This is a genomic window from Pseudomonas sp. V88_4 (assembly GCF_029967985.1).
Classification (GTDB): domain Bacteria; phylum Pseudomonadota; class Gammaproteobacteria; order Pseudomonadales; family Pseudomonadaceae; genus Aquipseudomonas; species Aquipseudomonas glycinae.
The window spans coordinates 187,271-201,399 of record NZ_JASCAF010000034.1 but is presented as its reverse complement, the minus strand read 5'-3'; the positions used below and the strand labels follow the sequence as shown (position 1 = coordinate 201,399).

Sequence of the window (14,129 nt, the reverse complement as noted above, 5' to 3'; positions counted from 1 at the left end):
CATCTGGCCGTCAGATCAAACCTTGACGATCCAGCCTGCTGGCGCTTCGACGTCGCCGGTCTGCACGCCGGTCAGCTCTTTGTAGAGATTCTGGGTCACAGGGCCGACTTCTGTTTCGCTGTGGAATACGTGCAGGTGGTCGTTGTAGCTGATGCCACCGATCGGGGTGATCACGGCAGCGGTACCGCAAGCACCGGCCTCTTTGAAGTCCGACAGCTTGTCGATGAACACGTCGCCTTCGACCACTTCCAGGCCCAGACGGGACTTGGCCAGTTCGATCAGCGAAAGACGGGTGATGCCCGGCAGTACCGACGGCGAGTTCGGGGTCACGAACTTGTTGTCGTGGGTGATCCCGAAGAAGTTGGCCGAACCGACTTCCTCGATCTTCTTGTGGGTCAGCGGATCCAGGTAGATGGCGTCAGCGAAGTGCGCTTTCTTGGCCTGGGAGCCCGGCATCAGGCTGGCAGCGTAGTTGCCACCGACCTTGGCGGCACCGGTGCCTTGTGGCGCGGCGCGGTCGAAGCTGGAGATCTGGAAGTTGTGCGGGGTCAGGCCGCCCTTGAAGTAGGCGCCGACCGGGATCGCGAACACCGAGAAGATGAACTCCGGTGCGGTACGCACGCCGATGTTGTCACCCACGCCGATCACGAACGGGCGCAGGTACAGCGCGCCGCCGGTGCCGTAAGGCGGGATGAAGCGCTCGTTGGCGCGTACCACTTCCTTGCACGCTTCGATGAACTGCTCGGTGGACACATGCGGCATCAGCAGGCGGGCGCAGCTGCGTTGCATGCGCGCGGCATTCTGGTCGGGACGGAACAGGTTGATCGAGCCGTCCTTGCAACGATAGGCCTTCAGGCCTTCGAAGCATTGCTGGCCATAGTGAAGAGCAGTGGAGCCTTCGCTGATGTGCAGCACGTTGTCTTCGGTCAGGGTGCCTTTGTCCCACTCGCCATTGCGAAAGTACGACAGATAGCGTTTGTCGGTCTTGATGTAGTCAAAACCCAGCTTGTCCCAGTTGATGCTTTCGTTACCCATGACACCCTCTATCACTGAACAACCGCCGAAGCGGTTCAAGGCTTCTGACGTTTTTTTGGATGGGCACAACAATACTTCATTCTTGAGCGGTTTCGCAGCCCGGGCGATGGGGGGAGCAGCAGATTTATTAGCCTGCTTATGAAAAAACTCCCCCGTGTCGGGTTTTTACAGGTGCAACGCGTGTCCAAGCGCACGCAACGCCGCTTCCTGCACCGCTTCACCCAGCGTCGGGTGCGCATGGATGGTGCCGCCGATGTCTTCCAGTCGCGCGCCCATTTCCAGGCTTTGCGCGAACGCGGTCGACAATTCAGAGACCCCAACACCGACCGCCTGCCAGCCGACAATCACATGATTGTCCCGACGAGCGACCACCCGCACGAAACCGGTTTTCGATTCCAGGGTCATCGCCCGGCCATTGGCCGCGAACGGGAAGTTCGACACGATGCAGTCAAGTCCCGCCGCCTTGGCCTCGTCCGGCGTCTTGCCGACGACCACCAGTTCCGGGTCGGTAAAGCACACGGCAGCGATGGCGGTCGGGTTGAATTCGCGGGTTTTGCCGCTGACCAGCTCGGCGACCATTTCGCCCTGGGCCATGGCGCGGTGGGCCAGCATCGGCTCGCCGCTCAGGTCGCCGATGGCGTAGACGTTGCGCATGCTGGTCTGGCAGCGGCTGTCGATCTTGATCGCCGAACCGTTCATGTCCAGGTTCAGCGCTTCAAGGTTCCAGCCCTGGGTATTGGGTTTGCGACCGACGGCCACCAGCACCTGATCGGTTTCCAGATTCAGCGTGTCGCCGTTCGGATCGCGCACCTGCAACGTACCGTCGAAGCCCAGCACGCTGTGCTTGAGGTAGAGCTTCACGCCCAGTTGCTTCAGCGCGTCGTGCACCGGTTGAGTCAGTTCGGCGTCGTAGGCCGGCAGGATCCGATCCTGCGCCTCGACCACACTGACCTCGGCGCCGAGCTTGCGATAGGCAATGCCCAGCTCCAGACCGATGTAACCACCGCCAACCACGATCAGACGTTTCGGCACGGACTTCGGCGCCAGCGCTTCGGTGGACGAAATGATCGGCCCGCCGATCGGCAGGATCGGCAAATTAACGCTTTTCGAGCCGGTGGCCAGCACCAGATGCTCGCACTGGATGCGGGTGTCGCCGACTTCCACGGTCTTGCCGTCGATGACCTTGGCCCAGCCGTTGATGACCTGAACCTTGTTCTTCTTCAGCAGCGCGGCGACGCCGGTGGTCAGGCGATCAACGATACCGTCCTTCCACTCGACGCTTTTAGTGATGTCGAGGGTCGGCGCCGAAACGCTGATGCCCAGCGCCGAATGCTGGTTGTGATGTTGAGTCTGGTGAAACTGCTCGGCCACGTGGATCAGCGCTTTCGACGGAATACAGCCGATGTTCAGGCAGGTACCGCCCAGCGATTCACCCTCTACCAGAATGGTCGAAATGCCCAGTTGCCCGGCACGAATGGCCGTCACGTAACCGCCAGGACCGCCGCCGATGATCAGCAGCGTGGTGTTCAGAGATTGCATGCCATCACTCCACAAACAGGGTCGCGGGTTGTTCGAGCAGGCCACGAATGGCCTGGATGAAGAGCGCCGCGTCCATGCCGTCGACCACGCGGTGATCGAAGGAGCTGGAGAGGTTCATCATCTTGCGGATCACCACCTGGCCTTTGACGACCATCGGACGTTCGACGATTTTGTTCACGCCGACGATGGCCACTTCCGGCAGGTTCAGCACCGGGGTACTGACGATGCCGCCAAGGGCGCCGAGGCTGGTCAGGGTGATGGTCGAGCCGGACAGTTCATCGCGGCTGGCCTTGCCATTGCGGGCGGCGTTGGCCAGGCGGGAGATTTCCGCCGCGCTGTCCCACAGGCTGCGCGCCTCGGCGTGACGCACCACCGGCACCATCAGGCCGACATCGCTTTGGGTGGCGACGCCGACATGCACGGCACCGAGGCGGGTGATGACCTGGGCTTCGTCGTCGTAACGGGCGTTCATCTGCGGGAAGTCGCGCAGGGCGACGACCAGTGCGCGCATCAGGAACGGCAGCAAGGTCAGCTTGCCACGGCTCGCACCGTGTTTTTCGTTCAGGTGGGCACGCAGTTCTTCAATCGCGGTGACGTCGATTTCTTCTACATAACTGAAGTGCGCAGCACGCTGAGTGGCGTCCTGCATGCGTTGGGCAATCTTGCGGCGCATGCCGATCACTTGAATCTGTTCTTCATCGTTACGCCGGGTGTACGCAGCGGCGACCGGCGCCGAAGCATTCGACTGACCCTGCGCCATATAGGCGTCGAGGTCTTCGTGCAACACGCGACCGGCCGGACCGGAACCGCGCACCAGACGTAATTGAATGCCCAGATCCAGCGCGTGTTTGCGCACGGCCGGCGAGGCCAGCGGGCGCTCATTGGCTTCGCGGGCAACCATAGGGCCCTGGCAAACCGGAGCCGTTCGGGGCGCGACGGGTTTGCTTTCAACGACAGCTTCAACTTTTGGTGCGACAGGTGTTTCTTTTGTCGCGACAGGAGCCGGTTTGTCGGACTCCTTCAGGTTACCGGCGCCTTCGACTTCGATGCTGATCAGCACACTGCCGACCGCCATCACTTCGCCCGGCTGACCGCCGAGTGCAATCACCTTGCCGTGGACCGGCGACGGAATGTCGACCATCGCCTTGTCGGTCATCACGTCCGCCAGCACCTGATCTTCAACGACCAGGTCGCCGACCTTGACGTGCCACTGCGACAGTTCTACTTCTGCGATGCCTTCGCCAATGTCCGGCATCTTGATAACGTGCGTGCCCATTCAGACCTCCATGACCCGTTTCAGCGCCGCGCCCACTCGGGACGGCCCAGGGAAATACGCCCACTCCTGCGCGTGCGGGTAGGGGGTGTCCCAACCGGTGACGCGCTCGATCGGCGCTTCCAGGTGATGGAAGCAATGCTCTTGCACCAGCGACACCAGTTCGGCGCCGAATCCGCAGGTGCGGGTGGCTTCGTGAACCACGACGCAACGGCCGGTTTTCTTCACGGATTTGACGATGGTTTCCAGGTCCAGCGGCCACAGGCTGCGCAGGTCGATGACTTCAGCGTCAACGCCGCTTTCTTCAGCAGCGACTTGCGACACGTACACGGTAGTGCCGTAGGTCAGCACGGTCACGTCCTTGCCCGGACGAGTGATCGCGGCAACGTCCAGCGGCACGGTGTAGTAACCGTCCGGCACTTGTGCGGCGGGGTGCTTCGACCACGGGGTTACCGGGCGGTCGTGGTGGCCGTCGAACGGGCCGTTGTACAGGCGTTTCGGCTCGAGGAAGATCACCGGATCATCGTTCTCGATGGAGGCGATCAGCAGGCCTTTGGCGTCGTACGGGTTGGAAGGCATGACGGTGCGCAGACCACAGACCTGAGTGAACATCGCCTCGATGCTCTGGCTGTGGGTCTGGCCGCCGTAGATGCCGCCGCCGCAAGGCATGCGCAGGGTCATCGGCGCGGTGAATTCGCCGGCCGAGCGATAACGCAGGCGGGCGGCTTCGGAAATGATCTGGTCGGACGCCGGGTATACGTAGTCGGCGAACTGAATCTCGGCCACCGGACGCAAGCCATAAGCGCCCATGCCCACGGCGACACCGACAATGCCGCTCTCGGAGATCGGTGCGTCGAACACCCGCGAGGTGCCGTACTTGGTCTGCAGGCCTTCGGTGCAACGGAACACGCCGCCGAAGTAGCCGACGTCCTGGCCGAACACCACCACGTTGTCGTCACGTTCAAGCATCACATCCATGGCCGAGCGCAGGGCCTGGATCATGGTCATGGTGGTCGTGGTCATGGCGGTTTCCAACTGAATATTGTTGTTGTGATCGTTCATGTCAGATCCCCAACTGCTGACGCTGGCGCTTCAAGTGCTCCGGCATCTCTTTGTAGACGTCTTCGAACATGGTCGCGGCGCTTGGAATCTGGCCGCCGGCCAGGGTGCCGTACTGCTCGGCCTGTTTCTGTGCAGCAATCACTTCGGCTTCCAGCTCGGCGCTGACAGCGGCGTGCTCTTCTTCCGACCAGTGGCCGACTTTGATCAGGTGCTGTTTCAGGCGGGCAATCGGGTCGCCCAGCGGGAAGTGGCTCCAGTCGTCGGCAGGACGGTATTTGGACGGATCGTCGGAGGTCGAGTGCGGGCCGGCGCGGTAGGTGACCCATTCGATCATGGTCGGGCCGAGGCCGCGACGGGCGCGTTCTGCAGCCCAGGCGGAGGCGGCGTAGACCGCGTAGAAATCGTTGCCGTCAACCCGCAGCGAGGCGATGCCGCAACCAACGCCGCGTCCGGCGAAGGTGGTAGCTTCACCACCGGCGATGGCCTGGAACGTCGAGATCGCCCACTGGTTGTTGACCACGTTGAGGATCACCGGCGCACGATAGACGTGAGCGAAGGTGAGGGCGGTGTGGAAGTCCGATTCGGCGGTGGCGCCGTCGCCGATCCAGGCCGAGGCGATTTTGGTGTCGCCCTTGATCGCCGAGGCCATGCCCCAGCCCACGCCTTGAATGAACTGGGTGGCGAGATTGCCGGAAATAGTGAAGAAACCGGCGTCCTTGACCGAATACATGATCGGCAGCTGACGGCCCTTGAGCGGGTCGCGCTCGTTGGATAGAAGTTGGCAGATCAGGTCGACCAGTGGCACGTCGCGAGCCATCAGAATGCTTTGCTGGCGGTAGGTCGGGAAGCACATGTCGTCGATGTTCAAGGCCAGGGCCTGGGCACTGCCGATGGCTTCTTCACCAAGGCTTTGCATGTAGAACGACATTTTTTTCTGCCGCTGGGCAACCACCATGCGGTTGTCGTAGATCCGGGTCTTGAGCATGGCGCGCATGCCTTTGCGCAGGATCTCGACCGGCACGTTTTCAGCCCATGGGCCGAGGGCGTTGCCCTGGTCGTCGAGCACGCGAATCAGGCCACGGGCCAGGTCGGCGGTGTCGGCGGGTTCAACGTCGATGGAAGGTTTACGCACCGTGCCGGCATCGGTCAGATGCAGGTAGGAGAAATCGGTTTTGCAGCCTGGGCGGCCCGAGGGTTCAGGGACGTGCAGACGCAGCGGTTCATACGCTTGGGTCATGGCTTCTACGCTCGATCTTGTGAATTTCTTGTAGTGAGCTGACAGTCATTCTTCGATAAAAGAAATCTTGTCCTACAACAATCATAGGCCCGGGCAAGAAGAATATTTCTCTCTGTTTCGTTGCGCTGAAGATCATTTGCAGATAGAAATTCTGCATAAACATAAAAAGCAGGTGGTTTTGTCTCATGCGCAAACTGGACCGTACCGACATCGGCATTCTCAACAGCCTTCAGGAGAACGCGCGCATCACCAACGCCGACCTGGCCCGTTCGGTCAATCTGTCGCCGACACCGTGCTTCAACCGGGTCAAGGCGATGGAAGAGCTGGGGCTGATCCGCGAGCAGGTGACCCTGCTCGATGCCGACCTTCTGGGACTGCACGTCAACGTATTTATCCACGTCAGTCTCGAGAAGCAGGTAGAGGAAGCGCTGCAGCATTTCGAAGAAGCCATTTCCGATCGTCCCGAAGTCATGGAGTGCTACCTGATGGCCGGCGACCCTGACTACTTGATCCGGGTGCTGGTGCCGACCATTCAGTCGCTCGAACGCTTCATGATGGACTTTCTGACCAAGGTGCCGGGCGTGGCCAACATTCGGTCAAGTTTTGCGCTCAAGCAGGTGCGCTATAAGACGGCATTGCCGCTGCCGGCGAACGGTTTGACGCTGGGCAACTGAATCCGGTGCCGTTCACAGGTATTCATATCGATAACCCAGTTCTTCGGTAAAAAGAGTCTGCTCAATGGTGAAGTTTTGAGGCCACGGAGCGAGTTCGTTTTCGGGGTGAAAGACCAGTGTCGAGTGGCTCAGTTCCTCCTGCGGGAAAGAGGGAACGTTCGGATGCTGGTGTTTCCAGCGTTCCCAGAGCAGATCCAGATAACAATGATGCAGGAAGAATATCGGGTCATTGGGAGAGGATGCCTCCATCATGTTGCCTCCGATCCAGGCATGCACGGGATTGTGCAGTTCACGTTCGGAAAAGTTTTCCCAACCGCCCGGCTCCATCCAATAGGACGTTCTGTTCAGGGCCGAGATGACGGTTTCTGGTGACGGCAAGGCGCCGGCAGCCCCGAGATTGCGACGCAAGCCCGCGTCACCGACGCCCTCGTCCCATACCGAGACAATGAATGGCGACTGGTTATTGGAAAAGGGTCCGCTGGTTACCAGCTGATTCTGGGTGTTGTCACCGTTGCCGCCCATGAAGTCCGAGGTGAATGGATTGTCGGCGCCGCCGATTTGCCAGTTCCAGTAGGGCAGTGTGATGCGAGGGTCATCGGCGGCGGCCTGCAGCGCCAGTTCGAACTGGCGGATCAGGACCCGGTGCCACGGATAAAACAAGGGGCTTTGATGAGGGCTGGGTGCGAGCGGATTGCCACGTCCCATTGAGTTTTTGTGGATCTGAACGAAGTCATCGTAACGGCTTTGCTGACCGGGACGCAGCACGCTGTTGACGTTGTTTTTCAGCCTCAGGACTGCGTTGATGAAGGCGGATTTCTCTTCCCGGGACAGATCCCGGTGGTTACGGCGAATATCCATATTGCCAAGTCTCCATGGGTTGATTACCCCATGAAGTCTGCCTGTCGGCCGAGATTACGCCCAGTTCATGGGATCCGACGTGACAGGTACGAATCCCCTTGATTCGAATTACTTCACTGATCTTTTCTTACACGGAGTTGATCGGAATCTTCAGGTAAACAACGCCATTGCCTTCTGCCGGTGGCAAATTTCCCGCCCGCACATTCACCTGAATCGCCGGCAACAACAGTGTCGGCATTCCAAGTCCGGCATCCCGTTTGGTACGCATCTCGACAAACGCGGCTTCGTCGACGCCGTCATGCACATGGATATTGCTTTTACGCTGTTCACCCACGGTGGTCTGGCACTGCGAGTCGCGGCCTTGCGGCGGATAGTCGTGGCAGACGTAGAGCTTCACGCTGGCAGGGAAGGCCAGCAGCTTTTGAATTGAATTGAACAACTGATGAGCATTGCCACCGGGGAAGTCGCAACGGGCGGTGCCGACGTCGGGCATGAACAGCGTGTCGCCGACCAGGATCTGTTCGCCATCGATCAAGTAGGCCATGTCCGCCGGTGTGTGGCCGGGGACATGCAGGGCGGTGGCCTTGAGATTGCCGATCCGGAATGACTCGTTGGGTGCGAACAGGTGATCGAATTGCGAACCATCGACGCGAAATTCCGGTTCCAGGTTGAACAGCGCCTTGAACACGTTCTGCACTTTGCTGATCGATTCGCCAATGGCGATTTTCCCGCCCAGTTCCCGGCGCAGGTAGGGCGCGGCGGACAGGTGGTCGGCGTGGGCATGGGTTTCCAGCAGCCATTGCACTTGCAAGTGATGGGCACGCACGAAGGCGATGATCCTGTCCGCCTGAGCCGTGCAGGTGCGGCCGGCGGCGCTGTCGTAATCAAGCACCGGATCGACGATTGCGCACTGCCCGCCGTCGGCCTCGTAGACCACGTAGCTGTAGGTCGAAGAGGCGGGGTCGAGGAAAGCTTCAATCAGCGCGGGCATGGACGCGGTCCTGTGCAGGAAGGTGAAAAGTCAGGTTGCAACACTTTATGTAAACACATAATGTCCGCAGCTTAAGTGACGTTGAAGGCATCCTGCAAATGCAATCCAGTCTGACCGAATGTGAAGTGGCGCAACTGCGCGCCTCGGCCTCCAAGGCCTGTTCGCTGCTCAAGGCCCTGGCCAACGAGGATCGACTGTTGATCCTGTGCCAGTTGACCCAGGGCGAGCGCAACGTCGGCGAACTGGAGAAAATGACCGGCGTGCGTCAGCCGACCCTGTCCCAGCAACTGGGCATCCTGCGCGATGAAGGGCTGGTCGCGACCCGTCGTGAAGGCAAGTACATTTTTTACGGTCTCGCCAGTCACGAAGTGATCCAGGTGATGAAAACCCTCTCGGGACTCTACTGCGGAGCCGTGCTCAAAAGCTGGGCGCAATAGACCCGGCTATCCTTGCGTGCAGCCATAAGGAACAAACAATGAACGATCAACACTGGGGCCCATCCATCAGTGCGGACATCGTGGTCATCGGCGGCGGCACTGCCGGCATCGGTTTTGTCGCGAGCCTGCTCAAGCGCGATCCCGGCCTTAAAATCACGGTGATCGAGCCGAGCACCCTGCATTACTACCAACCGGCGTGGACGCTGGTCGGCGGTGGCGCCTATGACGCCAAAGACACCGCCCGACCGATGAATAAAGTGATGCCGCGCCAGGCCACCTGGATTCAGGCCGCCGTGACCGGCATCGACCCCGACCAGCGCCGTCTCATCCTCAACGATCAACGCACGGTCACCTATCAGAACCTGATCGTCTGTCCCGGCCTGCGCGTGGCGTGGGAGAAGATCGAAGGCCTGCAGGACAGCCTCGGCCAGCACGGCGTCACCTCCAATTACAGCTATCAGCACGCGCAATACACCTGGGATCAGGTGCAGAAACTGGGCGGCGGCAAAGCGCTGTTCACCCAGCCGCCGATTCCGATCAAGTGTGCCGGCGCGCCGCAAAAGGCGCTGTACCTGTCCTGCGATCACTGGCTCAAGCGCAACGTGCTGAGCAAGGTCGATGTCGAGTTCAACCTGGCCGGTGCCGCGCTGTTTGGCGTGCCGACCTTCGTACCGCCGCTGATGAAGTACATCGAGAAATACAACGCACGGCTGGCATTCAATTCCAATCTGGTGAAGGTCGACGGCCCGGCGAAAACCGCCTGGTTCGACGTCAAGGATGCGGACGGCAACGTTACCCGTCAGGCCAAGACTTTCGATTTGTTGCACGTCGTCCCGCCGCAGGTTTCACCGGATTTCATCGCACAAAGTCCGCTGGCCGACGCCGCTGGCTGGTGCGAGGTCAACCCGCACACGCTACAACACCCGCGTTATCCCGAAGTGTTTGCCCTGGGCGATATCTGCGGCACCACCAACGCGAAAACCGCCGCGGCAGTGCGCAAGCAGGTCGTGGTGGTGGCGGAAAACCTGCTGGCCCTGCGCAAGGAACTGGCGCTGCCGCTGAAGTACGACGGCTACGGCTCCTGCCCGCTGACGGTGGAGAAGGGCAAGGTGATCCTCGCCGAGTTCGGCTATGGCGGAAAATTGCTGCCGACCTTTCCGCTCGACCCGACCGTGCCGCGCCGCTCCGCGTGGTGGCTGAAGGCGACGCTGCTGCCGTGGTTCTACTGGAACGGCATGCTCAAGGGCCGCGAATGGCTGACAAGCCTGTCCAGGGTTGACTGAGAACACACTATGTTGCTGGCAAGCCTGTTTGGCGTGGTGATGGGGTTGATCCTCGGTCTGACCGGGGCCGGCGGCGGGATCCTCGCCGTACCGGCACTGGTACTCGGGCTGGGCTGGACGATGACGCAGGCAGCGCCCGTGGCGTTGTTTGCGGTGGGCAGCGCGGCGGCAGTCGGCGCGATTGATGGTTTGCGCCACGGTCTGGTGCGCTATCGCGCGGCGCTGCTGATTGCGGCGCTCGGTGCGGTGTTTTCGCCGGTAGGGATCTACTTTGCCCATCAGTTGCCGGAAAAGGTCCTGATGATCCTGTTCAGCCTGCTGATGGTGATGGTGGCGTGGCGCATGCTGCGCCGCGAACGCCAGCAAGAGGGGCCGAGCGACCATGGCCACGCCAGTTGGGGCCAGAAGAACTGCATGCTCAATGAACAGACCGGCCGTTTCGACTGGACCGCCAAATGCACCGCGACTCTCGCGGCACTGGGCGCGGTCACCGGCGTGGTGTCCGGTTTGCTGGGCGTTGGCGGCGGGTTCCTGATCGTGCCGGCGTTCAAGCAACTGACCGATGTGCAGATGCGCGGGATCGTCGCCACTTCACTGATGGTCATCAGCCTGATTTCCGCTATCGGCGTGATCGGTGCGTTCCATGCCGGGGTGCGGATCGATCATCTGGGTGCGTCGTTCATCGTAGCGAGCATCGTCGGCATGATCATCGGCCGCAAACTCTGTGCGCGAGTGCCGGCGAGGACGTTGCAGGTGGGGTTTGCCAGTGTGTGCCTGGTGGTCGCCGCTTACATGTTGCTGCGTGCGTGAGACAAAACCTGTGGCGAGGACCAGGCGTCCTCGCCACGGCGTCAGCGTCACAACACCAGATGCGGTAACCACAGCGACAGCGCCGGAACGTAGGTCACCAGCATCAGCACCAGGAACAGCACGGCGTAGAACGGCAGCAGCGCCTTCACCGTGCTTTCGATACTGACTTTGCCCACCGCCGAACCCACGAACAGCACGGCTCCCACGGGCGGCGTTATCAGGCCGATACCGAGGTTGACCAGCATGATCATGCCGAACTGAACCGGGTCGACGCCGATACCGAGGATCACCGGCATCAGGATCGGTGTGAGGATCAGGATCAGCGGTGCCATGTCCATCACGGTGCCGAGCAACAGCAGCATGACGTTGATGCACATCAGGATCACGTAGCGGTTGTCGGACAGGGTCAGGAACAGCGTGGTGATCTTCGCCGGGATCTGCATCAGGGTCATGATGTAGCCGAAGCTGGCGGCGAAGCCGATCAGGATCATCACGATGGAAATGGTGCGCACCGTGCGATGCATCAGTTTCGGCAGTTCACTCCATTTGTAGTCGCGGTAGATGAACATGGTGACGAAAAACGACCACAGCACGGCGATGGCCGCCGACTCGGTGGCCGTGAAGATCCCCGAGAGAATGCCGCCGAGAATGATCACCATCGCCATCAGTCCCCACAAGGCTTCACCACAGATCTTCAGGGCTTCACGCAGCGGGATCACTTCACCTTTGGGATAGTCGCGTTTGCGCGCGAAAATCAGGCACAGCACCATCAGGCACGCGCTCATCAGCAGGCCCGGCACCACGCCGGCCATGAACAGCGACGCAATGGAAACGGTGCCACCGGCCGCCAGCGAGTAGAGCACCGAGTTGTGACTCGGCGGGGTCAGCAGGGCCTGTACCGAGCCGCTGACGGTGACCGCTGTGGAGAATTCCCGAGGGTAGCCCTTGCGCTCCATTTCCGGGATCAGCACCGAACCCACCGACGCGGTGTCGGCCACCGACGAGCCGGAAATCGCGCCGAAGAAGGTCGAGGCCATGATGTTGACCAGCGACAGCCCGCCACGCACGAAGCCCACCAAGACCCCGGCGAACGCCACCAACCGCCGAGACATGCCGCCCTCGGCCATGATCGCGCCGGCCAGCACGAAGAACGGAATCGCCAGCAGCGAGAATTTGTTCACCCCGCCCGCCACCTGAATCATCAAGGCCTGGAACGGGATGTCGATCCACCACGCGCCGATCAGCGCCGACAGTCCGAGGGCATAGGCAACCGGCATGCCGATCAGGATCAGTGCGATAAAACTGCCCAGCAGAATCAATGCGTCCATCAGGCAGCCCCTTCGTTTTCTTCAACCAGGTCGAATCGCACCACGCGGCGATTGCTTTGATCGCCGAGCAAGAGTTTTTCCAGTACGAATACCAGCGTCAGCGCACCGCCAACCGGGATCGGCATGTAAGTGATGCCGACCCGCAATGTCGGCAGGGCGCTCATGAACTGGTTCCACGTCGACAGGCACAGCTTGGTGCCCCAGATGGTCATGAACAGGCAGATGGTGCCCATGAGCACTTGCGAAACGATGCTCATGGTTTGGCGCATCTTCGGTTGCAGGCGGTCGGTGACCATCGCCACCGCCATGTGCGCGCCGGCGCGATAGCTGGCGGCGGCGCCGATGAAGGTGAAGACCATCATCAGCAGAATGGCGGTGGGCTCCGGCCAACTCGAACCTGTGCCGAGGACGTAACGGGCGAACACGCCCCAGGGGATGATCAGGGAAATGGTCAGCACCGACAGACCGGCGACCCAGATGCAGGCCATGTAGATCCGGTCATTGATGCGCAGCAGCAAATTCTTCATCGGGTTCCACCGTAACCGGGCACGCGCGGACGTCAGGCGACGTCAGCGCTGCCGGGCCTTTTGCAGAGGGCTGGGAGGTTTACTGAACGGCTTCGATGCGCTTGATCAGGTCGGCATAGGGGGCGCCGTATTTTTCACGGATCGAGGCGGTGGCCTCGTAGAAGGGTTTCTTGTCGACGGTGATGAACTCGACGCCGGCCGCCTTGAGTTTTTCCTCGCTGCTGACGGACTTGGCGTCCCACAGCGTGCGCTCCTGAGCCTGTGCAGCCTTGGCGGCTTTTTTCACCAGCGTCTGCTGATCGGGGGTGAGTTTGTCCCAAGTGATTTTCGACATCACGATCGGCTCGGGCAGGATCAGGTGCCCGGTCAGGCTGTAGAACTTGGCGTTCTGGTAGTGGTTGTGTTCAAGCAGGGTCGGTGGGTTGTTTTCCGCGCCGTCGATGACGCCGGTCTGCAGCGCACTGAAGATTTCGCCGGTGTCCATGGCGATCCCGTTGCCGCCCATGGCGTTGATGGTTTCGATGAACATCGGGTTGCCCTGCACACGGATTTTCATGCCCTTGAGGTCTTCAAGGCTGCGCACCGGTTTCTTGGTGTAAATGTTGCGCGTGCCGCCGTCCATCCACGCCAGAGCGACGAGGTTGAATTCGGATTGAGTGATCTTGTCGAGGATCTCGTCACCGATTTCACCGTCGATGATCTTGCGCATGTGCGCCTGGTCACGGAACACGAACGGCATGTTGAACACGTTCACGTCCGGCACCACCGGGCCGACGATGCCGAGGCTGACGCGGGCCATTTGAATGGCGCCGACCTGAGCCTGCTCGACCACTTCCTTTTCCGAGCCGAGCACGCCGCCGGGAAACATTTTGAAGGTCAGCTTGCCGTCACTTTCGGCAACCAGGGTCTTGCCCAACTGTTCTTCGGCGACCACGGTCGGATACCCGGCGGGGTGGATGTCGGCGAATTTGATTTCCAGCGCCTGGGCGGCGCTGCCGAAGGTGAGCGCGAGGGGGAGAGCGGCGGCGAGCAACGTGCGTTTGAAGTCCATGAGGGGTTCTCCAGTCTTGTTATT

Annotated in this window: 14 protein-coding genes; 4 read left to right on the top strand and 10 right to left on the bottom strand. The window is 60.8% G+C overall.

Translation table 11 applies throughout. The features are described from left to right. Positions 1-15: 15 nt before the first annotated feature. The 5 genes from QLG12_RS12430 to QLG12_RS12410 all read right to left on the bottom strand — a co-directional run bounded on the left by QLG12_RS12430 (position 16) and on the right by QLG12_RS12410 (position 6,146). A complete protein-coding gene (locus QLG12_RS12430) occupies positions 16-1,035 on the bottom strand; it encodes a branched-chain amino acid aminotransferase (protein WP_282474606.1) in 1,020 nt (339 codons plus the stop codon). A gap of 165 nt (positions 1,036-1,200) precedes the next feature. Beyond that, the gene (lpdA, locus tag QLG12_RS12425; protein WP_197867594.1) at positions 1,201-2,574 is read right to left on the bottom strand and encodes a dihydrolipoyl dehydrogenase; all 1,374 of its coding nucleotides are present in this window, start codon (positions 2,572-2,574) and stop codon (positions 1,201-1,203) included. A gap of 4 nt (positions 2,575-2,578) precedes the next feature. Further along, positions 2,579-3,850, bottom strand: a complete 1,272-nt coding sequence (locus tag QLG12_RS12420; protein WP_282474605.1) for a dihydrolipoamide acetyltransferase family protein — start codon at positions 3,848-3,850, stop codon at positions 2,579-2,581. Continuing rightward, the gene (locus QLG12_RS12415) at positions 3,851-4,909 is read right to left on the bottom strand and encodes an alpha-ketoacid dehydrogenase subunit beta (RefSeq protein ID WP_007952909.1); all 1,059 of its coding nucleotides are present in this window, start codon (positions 4,907-4,909) and stop codon (positions 3,851-3,853) included. 1 nt (position 4,910) lies between these two features. Beyond that, positions 4,911-6,146 carry a 3-methyl-2-oxobutanoate dehydrogenase (2-methylpropanoyl-transferring) subunit alpha gene (locus QLG12_RS12410; RefSeq protein WP_007965287.1) on the bottom strand — a complete coding sequence of 412 codons (1,236 nt, stop codon included), beginning with the start codon at positions 6,144-6,146 and terminating at the stop codon, positions 4,911-4,913. 185 nt (positions 6,147-6,331) lie between these two features. Between QLG12_RS12410 and bkdR the strand changes: the two genes are divergently transcribed. Further along, positions 6,332-6,820 (top strand): Bkd operon transcriptional regulator BkdR, encoded by a 489-nt coding sequence (gene bkdR / locus QLG12_RS12405; protein ID WP_007915088.1) that lies wholly within the window; start codon positions 6,332-6,334, stop codon positions 6,818-6,820. Positions 6,821-6,832: 12 nt separating this feature from the next. On the opposite strand, the gene QLG12_RS12400 is transcribed toward bkdR, so the two are convergent. Both QLG12_RS12400 and QLG12_RS12395 read right to left on the bottom strand, forming a co-directional pair. Continuing rightward, positions 6,833-7,678: a tyrosinase family protein gene (locus QLG12_RS12400; RefSeq protein ID WP_197867596.1), complete on the bottom strand. Its 846-nt coding sequence runs from the start codon at positions 7,676-7,678 to the stop codon at positions 6,833-6,835. Between the two features lie 127 nt (positions 7,679-7,805). Next, positions 7,806-8,669: an MBL fold metallo-hydrolase gene (locus tag QLG12_RS12395; RefSeq protein ID WP_197867597.1), complete on the bottom strand. Its 864-nt coding sequence runs from the start codon at positions 8,667-8,669 to the stop codon at positions 7,806-7,808. Positions 8,670-8,767: 98 nt separating this feature from the next. Between QLG12_RS12395 and QLG12_RS12390 the strand changes: the two genes are divergently transcribed. The 3 genes from QLG12_RS12390 to QLG12_RS12380 are packed head-to-tail and all read left to right on the top strand — an operon-like array spanning position 8,768 to position 11,199. Further along, positions 8,768-9,106 carry a metalloregulator ArsR/SmtB family transcription factor gene (locus QLG12_RS12390; protein WP_007952897.1) on the top strand — a complete coding sequence of 113 codons (339 nt, stop codon included), beginning with the start codon at positions 8,768-8,770 and terminating at the stop codon, positions 9,104-9,106. A gap of 38 nt (positions 9,107-9,144) precedes the next feature. Next, positions 9,145-10,389, top strand: coding sequence for an FAD/NAD(P)-binding oxidoreductase (locus tag QLG12_RS12385; protein WP_282474604.1), 1,245 nt, complete (start codon positions 9,145-9,147; stop codon positions 10,387-10,389). A gap of 9 nt (positions 10,390-10,398) precedes the next feature. Next, positions 10,399-11,199: a sulfite exporter TauE/SafE family protein gene (locus QLG12_RS12380; RefSeq protein ID WP_011334825.1), complete on the top strand. Its 801-nt coding sequence runs from the start codon at positions 10,399-10,401 to the stop codon at positions 11,197-11,199. 47 nt (positions 11,200-11,246) lie between these two features. On the opposite strand, the gene QLG12_RS12375 is transcribed toward QLG12_RS12380, so the two are convergent. From QLG12_RS12375 to QLG12_RS12365, 3 genes are all read right to left on the bottom strand, one after another. Then, a complete protein-coding gene (locus QLG12_RS12375) occupies positions 11,247-12,527 on the bottom strand; it encodes a TRAP transporter large permease (protein WP_011334824.1) in 1,281 nt (426 codons plus the stop codon). Next, positions 12,527-13,054 (bottom strand): TRAP transporter small permease, encoded by a 528-nt coding sequence (locus QLG12_RS12370; protein ID WP_011334823.1) that lies wholly within the window; start codon positions 13,052-13,054, stop codon positions 12,527-12,529. The genes QLG12_RS12375 and QLG12_RS12370 overlap by 1 nt, the downstream gene beginning before the upstream one ends. 79 nt (positions 13,055-13,133) lie before the next feature. Beyond that, complete coding sequence (locus QLG12_RS12365; protein WP_011334822.1) at positions 13,134-14,105, bottom strand: TRAP transporter substrate-binding protein; 972 nt, start codon at positions 14,103-14,105, stop codon at positions 13,134-13,136. Between the last annotated feature and the right edge of the window lie 24 nt (positions 14,106-14,129).

Bases quoted from the DNA above. Each gene is read 5' to 3' on its own strand.
- QLG12_RS12400 (WP_197867596.1), bottom strand. From the start codon at position 7,678: ATGGATATTCGCCGTAACCACCGGGATCTGTCCCGGGAAGAGAAATCC.
- QLG12_RS12430 (WP_282474606.1), bottom strand. From the start codon at position 1,035: ATGGGTAACGAAAGCATCAACTGGGACAAGCTGGGTTTTGACTACATC.
- QLG12_RS12375 (WP_011334824.1), bottom strand. From the start codon at position 12,527: ATGGACGCATTGATTCTGCTGGGCAGTTTTATCGCACTGATCCTGATC.
- QLG12_RS12410 (WP_007965287.1), bottom strand. From the start codon at position 6,146: ATGACCCAAGCGTATGAACCGCTGCGTCTGCACGTCCCTGAACCCTCG.
- QLG12_RS12365 (WP_011334822.1), bottom strand. From the start codon at position 14,105: ATGGACTTCAAACGCACGTTGCTCGCCGCCGCTCTCCCCCTCGCGCTC.
- bkdR (WP_007915088.1), top strand. From the start codon at position 6,332: ATGCGCAAACTGGACCGTACCGACATCGGCATTCTCAACAGCCTTCAG.
- QLG12_RS12380 (WP_011334825.1), top strand. From the start codon at position 10,399: ATGTTGCTGGCAAGCCTGTTTGGCGTGGTGATGGGGTTGATCCTCGGT.
- QLG12_RS12395 (WP_197867597.1), bottom strand. From the start codon at position 8,669: ATGCCCGCGCTGATTGAAGCTTTCCTCGACCCCGCCTCTTCGACCTAC.
- QLG12_RS12420 (WP_282474605.1), bottom strand. From the start codon at position 3,850: ATGGGCACGCACGTTATCAAGATGCCGGACATTGGCGAAGGCATCGCA.
- lpdA (WP_197867594.1), bottom strand. From the start codon at position 2,574: ATGCAATCTCTGAACACCACGCTGCTGATCATCGGCGGCGGTCCTGGC.
- QLG12_RS12390 (WP_007952897.1), top strand. From the start codon at position 8,768: ATGCAATCCAGTCTGACCGAATGTGAAGTGGCGCAACTGCGCGCCTCG.
- QLG12_RS12415 (WP_007952909.1), bottom strand. From the start codon at position 4,909: ATGAACGATCACAACAACAATATTCAGTTGGAAACCGCCATGACCACG.
- QLG12_RS12385 (WP_282474604.1), top strand. From the start codon at position 9,145: ATGAACGATCAACACTGGGGCCCATCCATCAGTGCGGACATCGTGGTC.
- QLG12_RS12370 (WP_011334823.1), bottom strand. From the start codon at position 13,054: ATGAAGAATTTGCTGCTGCGCATCAATGACCGGATCTACATGGCCTGC.